This window comes from Pseudomonas sp. PAMC 25886 (assembly GCF_000242655.1).
GTDB lineage: Bacteria > Pseudomonadota > Gammaproteobacteria > Pseudomonadales > Pseudomonadaceae > Aquipseudomonas.
On sequence record NZ_AHHC01000090.1, the window covers coordinates 24,442 to 39,431 of the forward strand.

12 protein-coding genes are annotated in these 14,990 nt (G+C 59.3%); all 12 read right to left on the reverse strand.

Annotated features, from left to right (window positions below; translation table 11 throughout):
• Positions 1–61: 61 nt before the first annotated feature.
• The 12 genes from dnaE to uppS all read right to left on the reverse strand — a co-directional run bounded on the left by dnaE (position 62) and on the right by uppS (position 14,978).
• Positions 62–3,583, reverse strand: coding sequence for a DNA polymerase III subunit alpha (gene dnaE, locus MUM_RS0130315; protein ID WP_010176747.1), 3,522 nt, complete (start codon positions 3,581–3,583; stop codon positions 62–64).
• A gap of 75 nt (positions 3,584–3,658) precedes the next feature.
• Positions 3,659–4,291 carry a ribonuclease HII gene (rnhB, locus tag MUM_RS0130320; RefSeq protein WP_010176748.1) on the reverse strand — a complete coding sequence of 211 codons (633 nt, stop codon included), beginning with the start codon at positions 4,289–4,291 and terminating at the stop codon, positions 3,659–3,661.
• Positions 4,288–5,427, reverse strand: coding sequence for a lipid-A-disaccharide synthase (lpxB, locus tag MUM_RS0130325; RefSeq protein WP_010176749.1), 1,140 nt, complete (start codon positions 5,425–5,427; stop codon positions 4,288–4,290). Before lpxB ends, rnhB begins: the two co-directional genes overlap by 4 nt.
• A 2-nt stretch (positions 5,428–5,429) precedes the next feature.
• On the reverse strand, positions 5,430–6,206 hold the full coding sequence (lpxA, locus tag MUM_RS0130330; protein WP_010176750.1) for an acyl-ACP--UDP-N-acetylglucosamine O-acyltransferase: 777 nt from the start codon (positions 6,204–6,206) through the stop codon (positions 5,430–5,432).
• A complete protein-coding gene (gene fabZ / locus MUM_RS0130335; protein WP_003219309.1) occupies positions 6,203–6,643 on the reverse strand; it encodes a 3-hydroxyacyl-ACP dehydratase FabZ in 441 nt (146 codons plus the stop codon). The genes lpxA and fabZ overlap by 4 nt, the downstream gene beginning before the upstream one ends.
• A gap of 110 nt (positions 6,644–6,753) precedes the next feature.
• Positions 6,754–7,809 carry a UDP-3-O-(3-hydroxymyristoyl)glucosamine N-acyltransferase gene (gene lpxD / locus MUM_RS0130340; protein ID WP_010176751.1) on the reverse strand — a complete coding sequence of 352 codons (1,056 nt, stop codon included), beginning with the start codon at positions 7,807–7,809 and terminating at the stop codon, positions 6,754–6,756.
• Positions 7,810–7,812: 3 nt separating this feature from the next.
• Positions 7,813–8,316, reverse strand: a complete 504-nt coding sequence (locus MUM_RS0130345) for an OmpH family outer membrane protein (protein ID WP_003219314.1) — start codon at positions 8,314–8,316, stop codon at positions 7,813–7,815.
• A gap of 45 nt (positions 8,317–8,361) precedes the next feature.
• A complete protein-coding gene (gene bamA, locus MUM_RS0130350; protein ID WP_010176752.1) occupies positions 8,362–10,749 on the reverse strand; it encodes an outer membrane protein assembly factor BamA in 2,388 nt (795 codons plus the stop codon).
• 74 nt (positions 10,750–10,823) lie between these two features.
• Positions 10,824–12,176 (reverse strand): sigma E protease regulator RseP, encoded by a 1,353-nt coding sequence (gene rseP, locus MUM_RS0130355; protein ID WP_010176753.1) that lies wholly within the window; start codon positions 12,174–12,176, stop codon positions 10,824–10,826.
• Between the two features lie 53 nt (positions 12,177–12,229).
• Positions 12,230–13,420 (reverse strand): 1-deoxy-D-xylulose-5-phosphate reductoisomerase, encoded by a 1,191-nt coding sequence (gene ispC / locus MUM_RS0130360; protein WP_010176754.1) that lies wholly within the window; start codon positions 13,418–13,420, stop codon positions 12,230–12,232.
• Complete coding sequence (locus tag MUM_RS0130365; RefSeq protein WP_010176755.1) at positions 13,417–14,223, reverse strand: phosphatidate cytidylyltransferase; 807 nt, start codon at positions 14,221–14,223, stop codon at positions 13,417–13,419. The genes ispC and MUM_RS0130365 overlap by 4 nt, the downstream gene beginning before the upstream one ends.
• Positions 14,223–14,978: a polyprenyl diphosphate synthase gene (gene uppS, locus MUM_RS0130370; protein WP_003219323.1), complete on the reverse strand. Its 756-nt coding sequence runs from the start codon at positions 14,976–14,978 to the stop codon at positions 14,223–14,225. Before uppS ends, MUM_RS0130365 begins: the two co-directional genes overlap by 1 nt.
• Between the last annotated feature and the right edge of the window lie 12 nt (positions 14,979–14,990).

A 14,990-nucleotide genomic window follows, 5' to 3' on the forward strand; every position in this document is an offset into this window, starting at 1 on the left:
CGCGGTTAGGTCGAGATTAAATATTCGGTCGAGATCAGGCGTTCTTTGTACGGCCTGACCGTCAACGGTATTGGAGGAAGACGTTGTCACGCCCGAACTGGTCACGCAATGCTTGAATCAAGCCATCGCCTGGGTCGATTCTCCAGGTCTCGCCGAACTGCAGCATGGCCTTGGCATCATTGCCGGTGTATTCCATTGTCACCGGGCACGCGCCACGATGACGCTTGAGCAAGTCCCCCAACCAGCGTAGCTGATCGCCTTTGAGCGCATCAGTGCGCACTTTCAGGCGCAAGCTCTCGGCCAGATTGGTGCGGGCATCTTCCATGCTCATCACCCGTTTGATCCGCAGGCGCAGGCCGCCGGAGAAGTCGTCGTTGCTGACTTCCCCTTCCACCACCACCATCGCGTCCGTCTGCAGCAGCGATTGGGCGGAATGGAACGCATCGGCAAACAGCGACGCTTCGATCCGGCCCGAGCGGTCGTCGAGGGTGATGAAACCCATCTTGTCGCCCTTTTTATTCTTCATCACCCGCAGGGCGATGATCATGCCCGCAACGGTCTGGGTATCCCGCGCCGGCTTCAGGTCGATGATGCGCTGACGGGCGAAACGCCGGATTTCACCTTCGTATTCGTCAATCGGGTGACCGGTGAGGTACAGGCCCAAGGTGTCTTTCTCGCCCTTGAGGCGTTCCTTCAGGGTCAGGTCCTTGGCCTTGCGGTGGTTGGCGTAAACGTCGGCGTCTGCTTCGACGAACAGCCCGCCAAACAGGTCGGCGTGGCCACTGTCGTGGGTGCGGGCGGTCTGCTCGGCGGCCTTGATCGCTTCTTCCATGGCCGTCAGCAACACCGCACGGTTGCGGTCAATGTTGGCCTGGTAAGCCTTCGGCTCATCATGGAAGTGCGGGCCCAGGCGATCCAGAGCGCCGCTGCGGATCAAGCCATCAAGGGTCCGTTTGTTGATGCGCTTGAGGTCGACACGGGCGCAGAAATCGAACAGGTCCTTGAACGGCCCGTCCTGACGCGCTTCGGTAATCGCCTCCACCGGGCCTTCGCCCACGCCCTTGATCGCGCCAAGACCATAGATGATGCGGCCTTCGTCGTTCACCGTGAACTTGAATTCGGAAGTGTTCACGTCCGGCGCGTCGAGGCGCAGCTTCATGGTGCGCACTTCCTCGATCAAGGTCACGACCTTGTCGGTGTTGTGCATATCCGCAGACAGTACCGCCGCCATGAACGGCGCCGGGTAGTGAGCCTTCAGCCACGCGGTCTGGTACGACACCAGGCCATAGGCGGCGGAGTGGGATTTGTTGAAGCCGTAACCGGCGAATTTCTCTACCAGGTCGAAGATGTTACCGGCCAGGTCAGCGTCGATGTTATTGGTGGCGCAACCTTCAATGAAACCGCCGCGCTGCTTGGCCATTTCCTCGGGCTTTTTCTTACCCATGGCCCGACGCAGCATGTCCGCGCCACCGAGGGTATAACCGGCCATGACCTGGGCAATCTGCATCACCTGTTCTTGATACAGGATGATGCCGTAGGTCGGTGCCAGTACTGGCTTGAGGCCTTCGTACTGGTAATCGGAGTGCGGGTAAGCCAGTTCGGCACGCCCGTGCTTACGGTTGATGAAGTCATCCACCATGCCCGATTGCAGCGGGCCCGGACGGAACAGCGCCACCAGTGCGATCAAGTCTTCCAGGCAGTCGGGCTTGAGCTTTTTGATCAGCTCTTTCATGCCGCGGGATTCAAGCTGGAACACGGCCGTGGTTTCGGCTTTTTGCAGCAGGCTGTAGGTCGGTTTGTCGTCCAGCGGGATAAACGCGATATCCAGCGGCGGCTCGTTGACCTTGGCGCGGTCGCGGTTGATGGTCTTCAGCGCCCAGTCGATGATCGTCAGGGTACGCAGGCCAAGGAAGTCGAACTTCACCAGGCCGGCCGCCTCCACGTCATCCTTGTCGAACTGGGTTACCAGGCCGTCGCCTTCTTCGTCGCAATAGATCGGCGAAAAGTCGGTCAGCTTGGTGGGCGCGATAACCACACCACCGGCGTGTTTACCGACGTTACGCACCACGCCTTCGAGTTTGCGTGCCATGTCCCAGATTTCGGCCGCTTCTTCATCGACCTTGATGAAGTCCCGCAGGATTTCTTCCTGCTCGTAGGCTTTTTCCAGGGTCATGCCGACTTCGAACGGGATCATCTTCGACAGGCGGTCAGCCAGGCCGTAGGACTTGCCCTGCACCCGGGCCACGTCGCGGATTACCGCCTTGGCCGCCATCGAACCGAAAGTGATGATCTGGCTTACCGCATTGCGGCCGTACTTCTCGGCCACGTATTCGATTACCCGGTCGCGACCATCCATGCAGAAGTCGACGTCGAAGTCGGGCATCGATACCCGTTCCGGGTTAAGGAACCGTTCGAAGAGCAGGTCATATTCCAGCGGGTCGAGGTCGGTGATCTTCTGCACATAGGCCACCAGCGACCCGGCACCCGATCCACGGCCCGGTCCCACCGGCACGCCGTTGCTTTTGGCCCACTGGATAAAGTCCATAACGATCAGGAAGTAACCGGGGAACCCCATCTGGATGATGATATCCAGCTCGAAATTCAGCCGGTCGACGTAGACCTGGCGCTTGGCTTCGTAATCTTCGGTGGTGTCCTTGGGTAGCAGGACGCTCAGGCGTTCTTCCAGGCCGTCGAACGAGACCTTGCGGAAATACTCGTCGATGGTCATGCCATCGGGAATCGGGAAGTTGGGCAGGAAGTGCTTGCCCAGCTTTACTTCAATATTGCAGCGCTTGGCGATTTCAACGGAGTTTTCCAGGGCCTCGGGCAGGTCGCTGAACAACTCGGCCATTTCATCGGCGCTTTTGAGGTACTGCTCTTCGCTGTAGTTTTTCGAGCGGCGCGGATCATCCAGCGCTCGGCCTTCGCCAATGCAGACGCGGGTTTCGTGGGCCTCGAAGTCTTCCTTCTTGATAAAGCGCACATCGTTGGTCGCTACCAGCGGCGCGCCCAGCTTTTCAGCCAGGGCCACGGCGGCGTGCAACTGCTCTTCATCGTTAGGACGGTTGGTGCGCTGGATTTCCAGGTAGAAACGGTTGGGGAACACGTCCATCCATTCACGGGCGAGCACTTCCGCCTCGTGGGGATTGCCGCCCAACAGCGCGATGCCGATTTCACCCTCTTTGGCCGCCGAGAGCATGATCAGCCCTTCGCTGGCCTCGGCCACCCACTCGCGCTCGATGATGATCGAGCCGTTGCGCTGGCCATCGATAAAGCCACGGGAAATCAGTTCGGTGAGGTTGCGATAACCGACGCCGTTCATCGCCAACAGGCTGATGCGGCTCAATGGGTTATCCGGGTCCTTGTTCGACAGCCACAGGTCGGCGCCGCAGATCGGCTTGATGCCGGCGCCCATGGCGGCCTTGTAGAACTTGACCAGGGAGCACATGTTGTTCTGGTCGGTCACCGCCACGGCAGGCATGTTCATGCCCACCAGGGTTTTGACCAGCGGTTTGATCCGTACCAGGCCGTCGACCAGGGAGTATTCAGTGTGCAGGCGCAGGTGAACGAATGAAGCCGGCATAGTGATCCTGTCCAAAACGTGAAAACAACAAGGCCCGGATTGTACCGGGCCTTGGCAAAAACATCAGCCTTGCTGCTAAACCTCGATCAGGCTTTCCCGAGCCTCGTAAGCCTGACGAACCGGGGCGAACGAGCGGCGGTGGATCGGGGTTGGCCCCAGGCGCGCCAAAGCTTCCAGATGAACGGGCGTCGGGTAGCCTTTGTGCCCGCCGATGCCGTAGCCAGGGTAGATCAATTCAAAAGCCGCCATTTCTCGGTCACGGCTGACCTTGGCCAGGATCGACGCAGCGGCAATTGCCGGCACCTTGCTGTCGCCCTTGACCACCGCTTCAGCCGGCATCGTCAGCTTGGGGCAGCGGTTGCCGTCGATCATCGCCATTTTTGGCGTGATGTGCAGGCCTTCAATGGCACGCTGCATGGCCAGCATGGTGGCGTGCAGGATGTTCAGTTTGTCGATTTCCTCGACTTCGGCCCGGGCGATGTGCCAGCTCAGGGCCTTCTCACAGATCTCGTCAAAGAGTTTTTCGCGACGGGCTTCGGTGAGTTTCTTCGAATCGTTGAGGCCGAGGATCGGGCGTTTCGGATCGAGGATTACGGCTGCGGTGACGACCGCGCCACACAGTGGGCCACGGCCCACTTCGTCGACGCCGGCTACCAGATCAAGGGCATCAGCGACCAGGCTGAAATCCAGGCCCATTTGCGTCTTCATAGGGCTTCCTGTTTTTGGCCGATCAAGGTCAGCACAGCATCCGCCGCCTGATTCGACGCATCACGACGCAAGGTGCGGTGAATCTCGTCAAACCCACGGGTCTGCTCTTCGCCACCGTCGATCAACGGGAAAAGAGTGCGTGCCAGGGCTTCAGGCGTCGCATCGTCCTGCAACAACTCGGGCACCAGCAGACGCTGGGCCAGCAAATTGGGCAGGGAGATGTAGGGACTTTTGACCATCCGCTTGAGAATCCAATAGGTCAGCGGCGCCAGACGATAAGCCACGACCATCGGGCGCTTGTAGAGCAAGGCCTCCAGAGTCGCGGTACCGGAAGCGATCAGCACCGCATCACACGCAGCCAGGGCCAGGTGCGAGCCCCCGTCGAGCAGGGTCAACGGCAAATTGCGCCCTACCATCAATTCTTCAATTTGCGCACGGCGCTGAGGGCTCGCGCACGGCAATACGAAGCGCACGCCCGGCTTCAGGGCTTGCAGGCGTTCTGCGGCATCAAAAAACAGCGCACCGAGACGCCCCACTTCACCGCCCCGACTGCCCGGCATCAAGGCCACCAACGGCCCCTCAGGCAAGCCCAGTTCGGCACGAGCCGCCGCACGGTCGGCCTGGAGCGGAATGGTGTCGGCCAGGGTGTGGCCGACAAACCGCACCGGCACGCCCTTATCTTCGTAGAACCGGGCCTCGAACGGCAGCAGGGTCAGCATCAGATCGCAGCCTTCACGAATCTTCAGCACGCGCTTTTGCCGCCATGCCCATACGGAGGGGCTGACGTAGTGCACGGTCTTGATCCCGGCCTGACGCAACTTGAGTTCGATATTGAGGGTGAAGTCCGGCGCGTCGATTCCGATGAAGACGTCAGGCTTTTCTTCGATCAGGGTCTGGATCAGCTTTTTGCGGCGGGCCAGCAGCTCGCGCAAACGGCCCAGCACTTCTACCAGCCCCATGACCGACAAGCGCTCCATGGGAAAGTAGGACGTGAGGCCTTCAGCCTGCATCAGCGGACCACCGACACCGATGAATTCAACCGCCGGATGCTGAACCTTGAGGGCTCGCATCAGGCCTGCACCGAGAATATCGCCGGAAGCTTCTCCGGCCACCAACGCTATACGCAGCTTGGCCATGATCAGCGGGTGATGCCGCGAGTCGACGACTGGATCGAGTCACGGAATGTCGCAACTTCCGGAAAGAGTGCGGCGGGCTCCGTCAGTTCGATCAAGGCCTGGTCAACCGTCAGCCCCTGGCGGTAAACCACTTTATAGGCACGGCGCAGGGCGTGGATCGCGTCTTCGCTGAAGCCCCGACGGCGCATGCCCTCGAAGTTCATGCTGCGGGCTTCGGCGGGGTTGCCAAATACCGTTACGAACGCCGGAACGTCTTTGCCGATGGCGGTACCCATGCCGGAAAAGCTGTGGGCGCCGATATGGCAATATTGATGGACCAGGGTGAAGCCGGACAGGATCGCCCAATCGTCAACGTGCACGTGGCCGGCCAACGCGGTGTTGTTGACCAGGATGCAATGGTTGCCAATCACGCTGTCATGACCGATGTGCGCATAGGCCATCACCAGGTTGTGATCACCCAGGGTGGTCTCGGCGCGGTCCTGAACGGTACCGCGGTGAATGGTCACGCCTTCACGGATGATGTTGTGATCACCGATTACCAGGCGCGTTTCTTCACCCTTGTACTTCATGTCCGGGGTGTCTTCGCCTATCGATGAAAACTGATAGATGCGGTTGTGTTTGCCAATCCGCGTCGGGCCTTTGAGGATCACATGTGGCCCGATGACTGTCCCCTCGCCGATTTCCACACCTGCGCCGACGATCGACCAGGGGCCGACCTCAACGTCGGCGGCCAGTACGGCCGTCGGATCGATGATTGCGCGAGGGTCAATCAAACTCATAGTTTGCGTTCCGCACAGATGATTTCAGCCGAGCACACCGGCTTGCCATCGACCGAAGCCTGGCATTCGAACTTCCAGATCTGGCGCTTGCAGCTGATGAACTTGGCTTCCAGGATCAACTGATCGCCCGGAGTGACCGGGTTGCGGAAGCGCAGTTTGTCGGAGCCCACGAAATAGTAGAGCGTGCCATCGGCAGGCTTCAGGTCGAGCATTTTGAAACCAAGGATACCGGCAGCCTGGGCCATCGCTTCAATGATCAACACGCCCGGCATGATCGGATGCGCAGGGAAGTGACCGTTGAAGAACGGTTCGTTGATGCTGACATTCTTGTAGGCACGAATGCGCTTTTCCTCAACATTGAGGTCCGTCACCCGGTCCACCAGCAGGAACGGGTAACGGTGAGGCAGGTATTCGCGAATCTCGTTGATGTCCATCATTTCGGGGGGAAGCCTGTAATAAAGATTGGGAGCGTGCGGACTAAGGCACGCCCCTCTAGCAAATCAAGGAGGCAGTCTAGCGGCTGTGCACACTTGATATGGAAATGGTATCAGCCATCTGATGAAGCATTACCGCCAGGGGTCACGTCCCCAACACGCTTTTCCAGATGTTTCAGGCGCCGAGCGATATCGTCGAGCTGCCTCAGACGTGCCGCGCTCTTGCGCCATTCGGCCGCAGGCTGCATGGCCGTACCGGATGAGTAGGACCCAGGTTCGGTAATCGAATGGGTCACCATGGTCATGCCGGTAATGAATACGTTGTCGCACACTTCGATATGGCCCACCAGGCCAACACCGCCGGCGAGCATGCAATGCTTGCCAATCTTGGTGCTGCCGGAAATCCCCACGCATGCGGCCATGGCGGTGTGATCGCCAATCTGCACGTTGTGGGCGATCTGAATCTGGTTATCCAGTTTTACGCCGTTACCAATGACGGTATCGGCCAGGGCACCGCGGTCAACAGCCGTATTGACGCCAATTTCAACGTCGTCGCCGATCAACACGCCGCCCACCTGAGCAATCTTGTGCCACACGCCCTTCGAGTTGGCGAAGCCGAAGCCCTCGCCACCGATCACGGCGCCCGACTGAATCACGACACGTTCGCCAATACGCACATCGTGGTACAGGGTCACGCGCGGAGCCAGCCAACCACCGGCACCCACCTCACTGCGGGCACCGATAAAGCACTGCGCGCCGATCGTCACGCCCGCACCGATGCGCGCACCACTTTCGATCACCACAAAAGCACCGATGCTCGCAGCAGGGTCGACCTGCGCATCATCGGCGATCACCGCAGTCGGATGGATACCGGCAGCAGCCTTGGGTTTTGGATCAAACAGGTGCGACGCCCTGGCGTATGCCAGGTACGGGTCGGCAACAACCAGCGCATCCCCGGTAAACCCTTCGGCATCAGCGGCCTTCAGCAACACAGCTGCGGCGCGGCTGTCGCCCAGGTATTTACGGTATTGGGGGTTTGCCAGGAAGCTCAACTGAGCTGGGCCAGCCTCCTGCAAGGTGGCTAGCCCAGTAATTTCCTTCTCCGGGGAGCCACGTAAGGTGGCCCCCAGGAACTCGGCCAATTGGCCGAGCTTGATAGTCGCAGTCATGGCTTACTTCAGCTGATTCATGCGCTCGATCACCTGACGGGTGATGTCGTACTGAGGTTTAACGTCGATGACGGCGCCGCGTTCGAACACCAGGTCAAAGGCACCTTTCTTGATGACTTCTTCCACGGCGCTGTCGAGTTTCGGCTTGAGCTGCTTGAGCATTTCACGGTCAGCAACGGCCTTGGCTTCGTTCAGCTCCTTGGACTGGAACTGGTAGTCACGGGCCTTTTGCTTGAATTCAAGCTCCAGACGCTCGCGCTCGCCTTGCTGCATCTTGTCGCCACCGGCTACCAGACGGTCCTGGATACCTTTGGCACTGCTTTCCAGAGTCTTGAGCTTGGTCAGTTGAGGACCGAACTTCTTCTCTGCGTCCACGGCATATTTCTTGGCCGCATCGGATTCCAGCAGGGCCATCTGATAGTTCAGAACAGCAATCTTCATTTCGGCAAACGCCGGGGTCGCTACCAGGACTGTCGCCAGGAGAACCAATTGAGTCAACTTACGCACGATGTACTCCTACAGAATCCGTTGTCGTTATCTTGGGTCAGACGCTTAGAACGTCTGGCCGAGGGAGAATTGGAAAATCTGGGTTTCAGCGTTATCCGGTTTCTTGATCGGCATGGCCAGAGCAAAGCTCAACGGGCCCAGCGCCGTCACCCAGGTCACGCCCACACCGACAGAGCTTGCCAGGTTGCTCAGACTTACGTCGTTGCACTGCGTGTTGGACTTCGAGCCATTGGGGTTGGTGACCTGTTCGCACTTGGAGTCGAACACGTTACCCACATCCCAGAAGACCGAAGTACGCAGGGAACGCTGATCTTTCACGAATGGCAGCGGGAACAGGATCTCCGCACCACCCTGGATCAGAACGTTACCACCGAATGGCAGCGGGTCGTTGTCCGAGTCAGCCACGGTACCTTGGTTACCGGTCACACCCACGCCACGGCTTGGGGTACCACGAGGACCCAGGGTGCTGTCCTTGAAGCCACGTACCGAGTTGAAACCACCAGCATAGTAGTTCTCATAGAACGGCAAGCCGCTGGTCGAACCATAACCATCGCCGTAACCCAGTTCGGTGTGCAGGCGCATGGTGTAGTTCTCGCTCAATGGCTGGAACAACTGGCCACGGTAGTCGAGCTTGAAGAACGACAGGTCGCTGCCCGGCGTGGTTGCTTCCAGAGTCAGGCTCTGAGAGTGGCCACGGGTTGCGAGTACGCCTTTGTTCAGGGTCGATTCCGACCAGCCGGCCGAAGCCTTGAAGTTCAGGAACTGGTCACCTTCTTTACGCACGAAGTTGAAGATCTCATCCACGGTGTACACACCGGTCTTGATCTTGTCTTGTTGCGCGGTCAGGCCGAAGGTCAGACGCGAGGTCTCACTGATCGGGTAACCAATGTTGGCGCCAACACCCAGGCTGTCGATTGCATAGCTTGCAACGTCGACGTCAAGGTCTTTGTAGTCGGTTGTGCGGTAGAAGGCGTTGTAGCCCAGGCTCACACCGTCAGCAGTCCAGTAGGGGTCGACATAACCGAAGTTATAGCGGCTCTGGTATTCGCTTCGGGTCAGGCCGATGGAAACCTTGTTACCGGTACCGAGGAAGTTGTTCTGGGTGATCGAACCACCGAGGATCAGACCGGCACTCTGGGCGAAACCGACACTCGCGGTAATCGAACCGGAAGCCTGCTCTTCTACGGCGTAGTTCACGTCAACCTGGTCATCCACACCCGGTACAGCCGGGGTTTCGACGTTGACTTCCTTAAAGAAGCCCAGACGCTCAAGGCGAACCTTGGACTGGTCGATCAGGTATGTCGACGCCCAGCCACCTTCCATCTGACGCATTTCACGGCGCAGCACTTCGTCAGCAGACTTGGTGTTGCCACGGAAGTTGATGCGGTTCACGTAGGCACGCTTGCCCGGATCGACGACGAAGGTGATGTCCACGGTGTGGTCTTCATCGTGCGGGGTCGGTACGCCGTTGACGTTGGCGAAGGTATAGCCTTCGTTACCCAGGCGACGGGTGATCAGCTCGGACGTGGTGGTCATCAGCTTGCGCGAGAACACCTGGTCTTTCTGCACCAGCAACAGGGACTTGACCTGGTCTTCAGGCACTTTCAAGTCACCGCTGAGCTTGACGTCACGAACCTTGTACTTCTCGCCTTCATTGACGTTGACAGTGATATAGACGTGCTTCTTGTCCGGGGTGATGGACACCTGGGTCGAAGCGATATCCATGTTGATATAGCCACGGTCCAGGTAGTAGGAACGCAGACGCTCCAGGTCACCGGACAGTTTTTCGCGTGCATACTTGTCATCGTTCTTGAAGAACGACAGCCAGTTGGTGGTCTTGAGTTCGAACAGGTCGATCAGGTCGTCATCAGCGAACTTGGTGTTACCCACCACGTTGATGTGCTGGATGGCCGCCACGGTACCTTCATTGATGTTGACCTTCAGGCCAACGCGGTTACGCGGCTGCGGCACCACTTCAGTCTCGACGGTGGCCGAGTAACGACCCTGGGCAACGTACTGACGTTGCAGCTCGTTACGCACGCCTTCAAGGGTGGCACGCTGGAAGATCTCGCCTTCGGCAAGGCCGGATTGCTTGAGACCTTTCATCAAGTCTTCAGTAGAGATCGCCTTGTTGCCTTCGATCTCGATACTGGCGACAGAAGGCCGCTCGACGACAGTGATGACGAGGACGTTGCCTTCACGACCCAGTTGGATATCTTGAAAGAACCCGGTTTTGAACAGCGCACGAGTGGATTCCACCAGGCGACGGTCATCAGCCTGTTCCCCGACGTTCAACGGCAAGGCACCAAAGACGCTACCCGCGGAAACCCGCTGGAGGCCGTTGACGCGAATATCGGAGATGGTGAAGGACTCGGCGTGAACTTCGGCGATCATCAATACGGTGAGAACCGCAGTTAGCAGCAGACGTTTCATGAAGTCCTTTCTTATTCCAACTGGCAATAAACAAACTGCCGCAAAATGCGGCAGATTCGCAATTCAGCGAAGCGTTACAGTCGTCCCAGATCGTTGACCAGGGCTAACAACATCACCCCGACCACCAAACTGATACCGATCTGTATCCCCCAACCCTGCACCCGATCCGACAAGGGGCGACCACGCGCCCACTCGACCAGATAAAACAACAGATGCCCCCCATCCAATACTGGAATGGGCAACAAATTCAGAACCCCAAGGCTAATACTCAGATAAGCCAGGAAATTCAGGAAATCTACAACGCCCGACTGGGCAGAAGCGCCCGCCACTTTAGCAATGGTTATCGGTCCACTCAAGTTTTTTACCGAGAGCTCGCCGAACAACATTTTCTTGAGGGAATCGAGGGTCAGCACACTCATGGTCCAGGTGCGTCTCGCACCCTCGCCAATTGCCGCCAACGGTCCGAAACTGACCTCTCGCACCATCGAAGGTGGCCACTCGACACCTTTGACCCCGGCGCCCAGGTAACCCCCGGCCGCCTTGGCTTCCCCGCGAACGGCCAGGGTTACGGGGACGTCGATTTGAGCACCATCGCGCTCGACTTTCAGCACAATTTTGGTATCAGGGCGTACACGCACCAGGTCGACCACTTGCTGCCAGTCGTTCAGTGCCTGGCCATCAAGCGCCAGCAGGCGATCACCGGTTTTCAGACCTGCGGCCTGGGCCGGCCCCTTCGGATCCAGCTCTGCCAGTACCGGCGGCAAGGCCGGGCGCCATGGACGAATACCCAGGGATTTGATCGGATCAGGCTCATCGGAGCCCTTCAGCCAGTGATCCAGGGTCAGCTCGCGCGGCGTTTCAGCGGTGGAGTCCTGCTCACGCACCACCAGTTTCACGATGCCGCTTTCACCCAGACGACGCACCAACTGCAAATTGACCGCGCCCCACCCCGTGGTTGGCTCGCCATCAACTGCAACAATTTCCTGCCCGGCGGTCAGGCCAGCCTTGGCCGCCATGCTGTCCGGCTCGACGGCACCAATGACCGGACGCACCTGCTGGCTGCCCAGCATGGCCAGGACCCAGAAGAACACCATGGCCAACAGAAAGTTGGCGATCGGACCTGCTGCGACTATGGCAATGCGCTGACGGACGGTCTTGCGATTAAAGGATTGATCCAACTGATCAGCCGGCACTTCGCCTTCGCGCTCATCGAGCATCTTGACGTAGCCACCCAACGGAATGGCCGCGATCACAAACTCGGTGCCGCGACGGTCGTGCCAGCGCAGCAAGGGCATGCCGAAGCCTACGGAAAAGCGCAGTACCTTGACGCCGCAACGACGCGCGACCCAGAAATGGCCGAACTCGTGGAAGGTAACCAGCACACCCAGAGCAACCAGGGTGCCGACAATCATGTAGAGCGCACTCATCTAATTTCTCCGCATCTCAATCCAGTCCCTGAAGGCTCAAACACGCCCAAAGGCTAACGCGTATTGCGGTTCAACCATTGCCCGGTCAAGGCCCGGGCCTTTGCATCAGCCTCGAACACCGCGCCCAGATCATTCACGGCAACCACAGGTTCAAGGTTCAAAACGTCTTCGATGATACTCGCGATCTGCGGAAAACGGATGCGCCGTTCAAGAAACGCCGCCACCGCCACTTCGTTCGCCGCATTCAGCATCGCAGGCGCGCTGTTACCCGCCTCTGCCGCCTGCCGCGCCAGGCGCAGACAAGGAAACCGCTGCTCGTCGGGGGCTTCGAAATCCAGACGGGCGATGGCAAATAGATCCAGCGGCGCAACACCCGAGTCAATTCGCTCCGGCCAGGCCAGGGCATTGGCGATCGGCGTGCGCATGTCCGGGTTACCCAACTGGGCCAACACCGAGCCATCCACGTAATCCACCAGGGAATGAATCACACTTTGCGGGTGTATCACCACCTCGACCTGATCCGGCCGGGCATCGAACAGCCAGCAGGCCTCGATCAACTCCAGGCCCTTGTTCATCATGCTCGCCGAGTCCACCGAGATCTTGCGACCCATGGACCAGTTCGGATGCGCGCACGCCTGATCAGGGGAAACATGCTCCAGGTCGGCCAGCGGTGTCTGCCGGAACGGACCGCCAGAGGCTGTCAGCAGAATCCGACGCACCCCAACCTGGCTCAACCCACGCGCAAAATCACCGGGCATGCACTGGAAAATCGCATTGTGTTCGCTGTCCAGCGGCAACAGCACGGCGCCGCTCTTGCGCACCGCCTGCATAAAGAGCGCACCGGACATTACCAGGGCTTCTTTATTGGCCAGCAGAATCTTCTTCCCCGCATCAACGGCGGCCAGCGTCGGACGCAAGCCGGCAGCGCCGACAATTGCCGCGACTACGGTGTCGACATCAGGGTCAGCCGACACCTGGCACAACCCCTCCTCCCCCACCAACACCCGGGTTGCCAGGCCCGCAGCGCGCAGGTCGTCCTGCAAGCCACGCGCTGCTGCCGCTTCGGGCACGACTGCATATTGCGGAGCGTGGCGCACACACAATGCCAGCAGCTCGCTCAGGCGACTGAACCCGGTCAATGCGAATACTTGATAACGCTCGGGGTGACGGCCAATGACATCGAGGGTGCTTAGCCCCACCGAGCCGGTAGCGCCCAGCACGGTGACCTGTTGCAGGCGGCTCACGAGGCAGCCATCCACAGCAGCACGGCAAAGATCGGGATCGCAGCCGTCAGGCTGTCGATACGGTCGAGCACGCCACCGTGACCCGGCAGCAGGTTACTGCTGTCCTTGATCCCGGCCTGGCGCTTGAACATGCTTTCGGTCAGGTCACCGACCACCGAGATGAACACGACCACGGCCGCACCCACCAGGGACAAGAGCATTTCCTTGGCGGTCCAGCCACGCACCACGCCGACTACAACGGTAATCACCAGGGTCAATGCCAGGCCGCCATACACGCCCTCCCAGCTTTTGCCCGGGCTGACAGCCGGCGCCAACTTGCGCTTGCCGAAAGCACGGCCGGAGAAGTAGGCACCGATATCGGCGCCCCACACCAGCACCATCACCGCCATGATCAGCCAGTTACCCAGCTGCATGTGCTTGATGTAGACCAGGCCTTGCCAGGCGGGCAGCAGAATCAAAAGGCCGATCACCAGCTTGCAGGCGACACTGGACCAGTGGCTGCTGGAGCCAGGAAAAGTCAGCACCAAATAGGTCGCCAACGCCCACCACAACACCGCCGCCCCCAACACCCAGGGCGCTACGTCCGGCAGGATGTACATCAGGAACATCAACAGCGCCACAACTGCGGCGTACACCACACGCGGCAACTGCGCAGCAAAACCCGCCAGGCGAGCCCATTCCCAGGCACCCAGCGTCACGACCAGGCCGATGAACAGCGCGAAATTCGCCCCTTCAAGCAGGAAAAACCCGCACAGGGCAATAGGCAGCAGGATCAGCGCCGTGATGATTCGTTGTTTAAGCATTAAACCCGGGCTCCAGCTTCGATCTGCTCGCTCGTTTTACCGAAACGACGCTGACGGGAAGCGAAATCGGCCAGCGCATTGCGCATGGCATCGTGTTTGAAGTCCGGCCAGAACAGGTCGGAGAAGTACAATTCGGTATAGGCCAACTGCCACAACAGGAAGTTGCTGATGCGGTGGTCGCCACCGGTACGAATGCACAGGTCGGGCAACGGCAGGTCGCCGGTCACCAGACAGGTTTGCAACAGCTCGGGCGTGATGTCTTCCGGACGCAAATGACCGGCCTGTACTTCCCGCGCCAGACGCTGCGCAGCTTGGGCGATATCCCATTGGCCACCGTAGTTGGCTGCAATTTGCAGCACAAAACGGTTGCTGCCGGCAGTAATCGCCTCGGCTTCACGCATCGCCGCCTGCAGCTCGGGATGGAACCGCGAGCGGTCACCAATGATGCGCAGGCTGATGTTGTTCTCGTTCAGGCGCTTGGCCTCACGACGCAGGGCCTTGAAAAACAGGTCCATCAAGGCACTGACTTCCTCGGCCGGGCGCTGCCAGTTTTCACTGGAGAACGCGAACAGGGTCAACACTTCGACCTTGGCCTCGGCACACACCTCGATCACGGCACGTACAGCATCGACACCCGCTTTATGCCCGGCAACACCCGGCATAAAGCGCTTCTTCGCCCAGCGATTATTCCCGTCCATGATGATCGCGACATGGCGCGGCACCACGGAGGGCACAGTCTGCTTGGTCTTTTCCATGAAGGCGTCCTG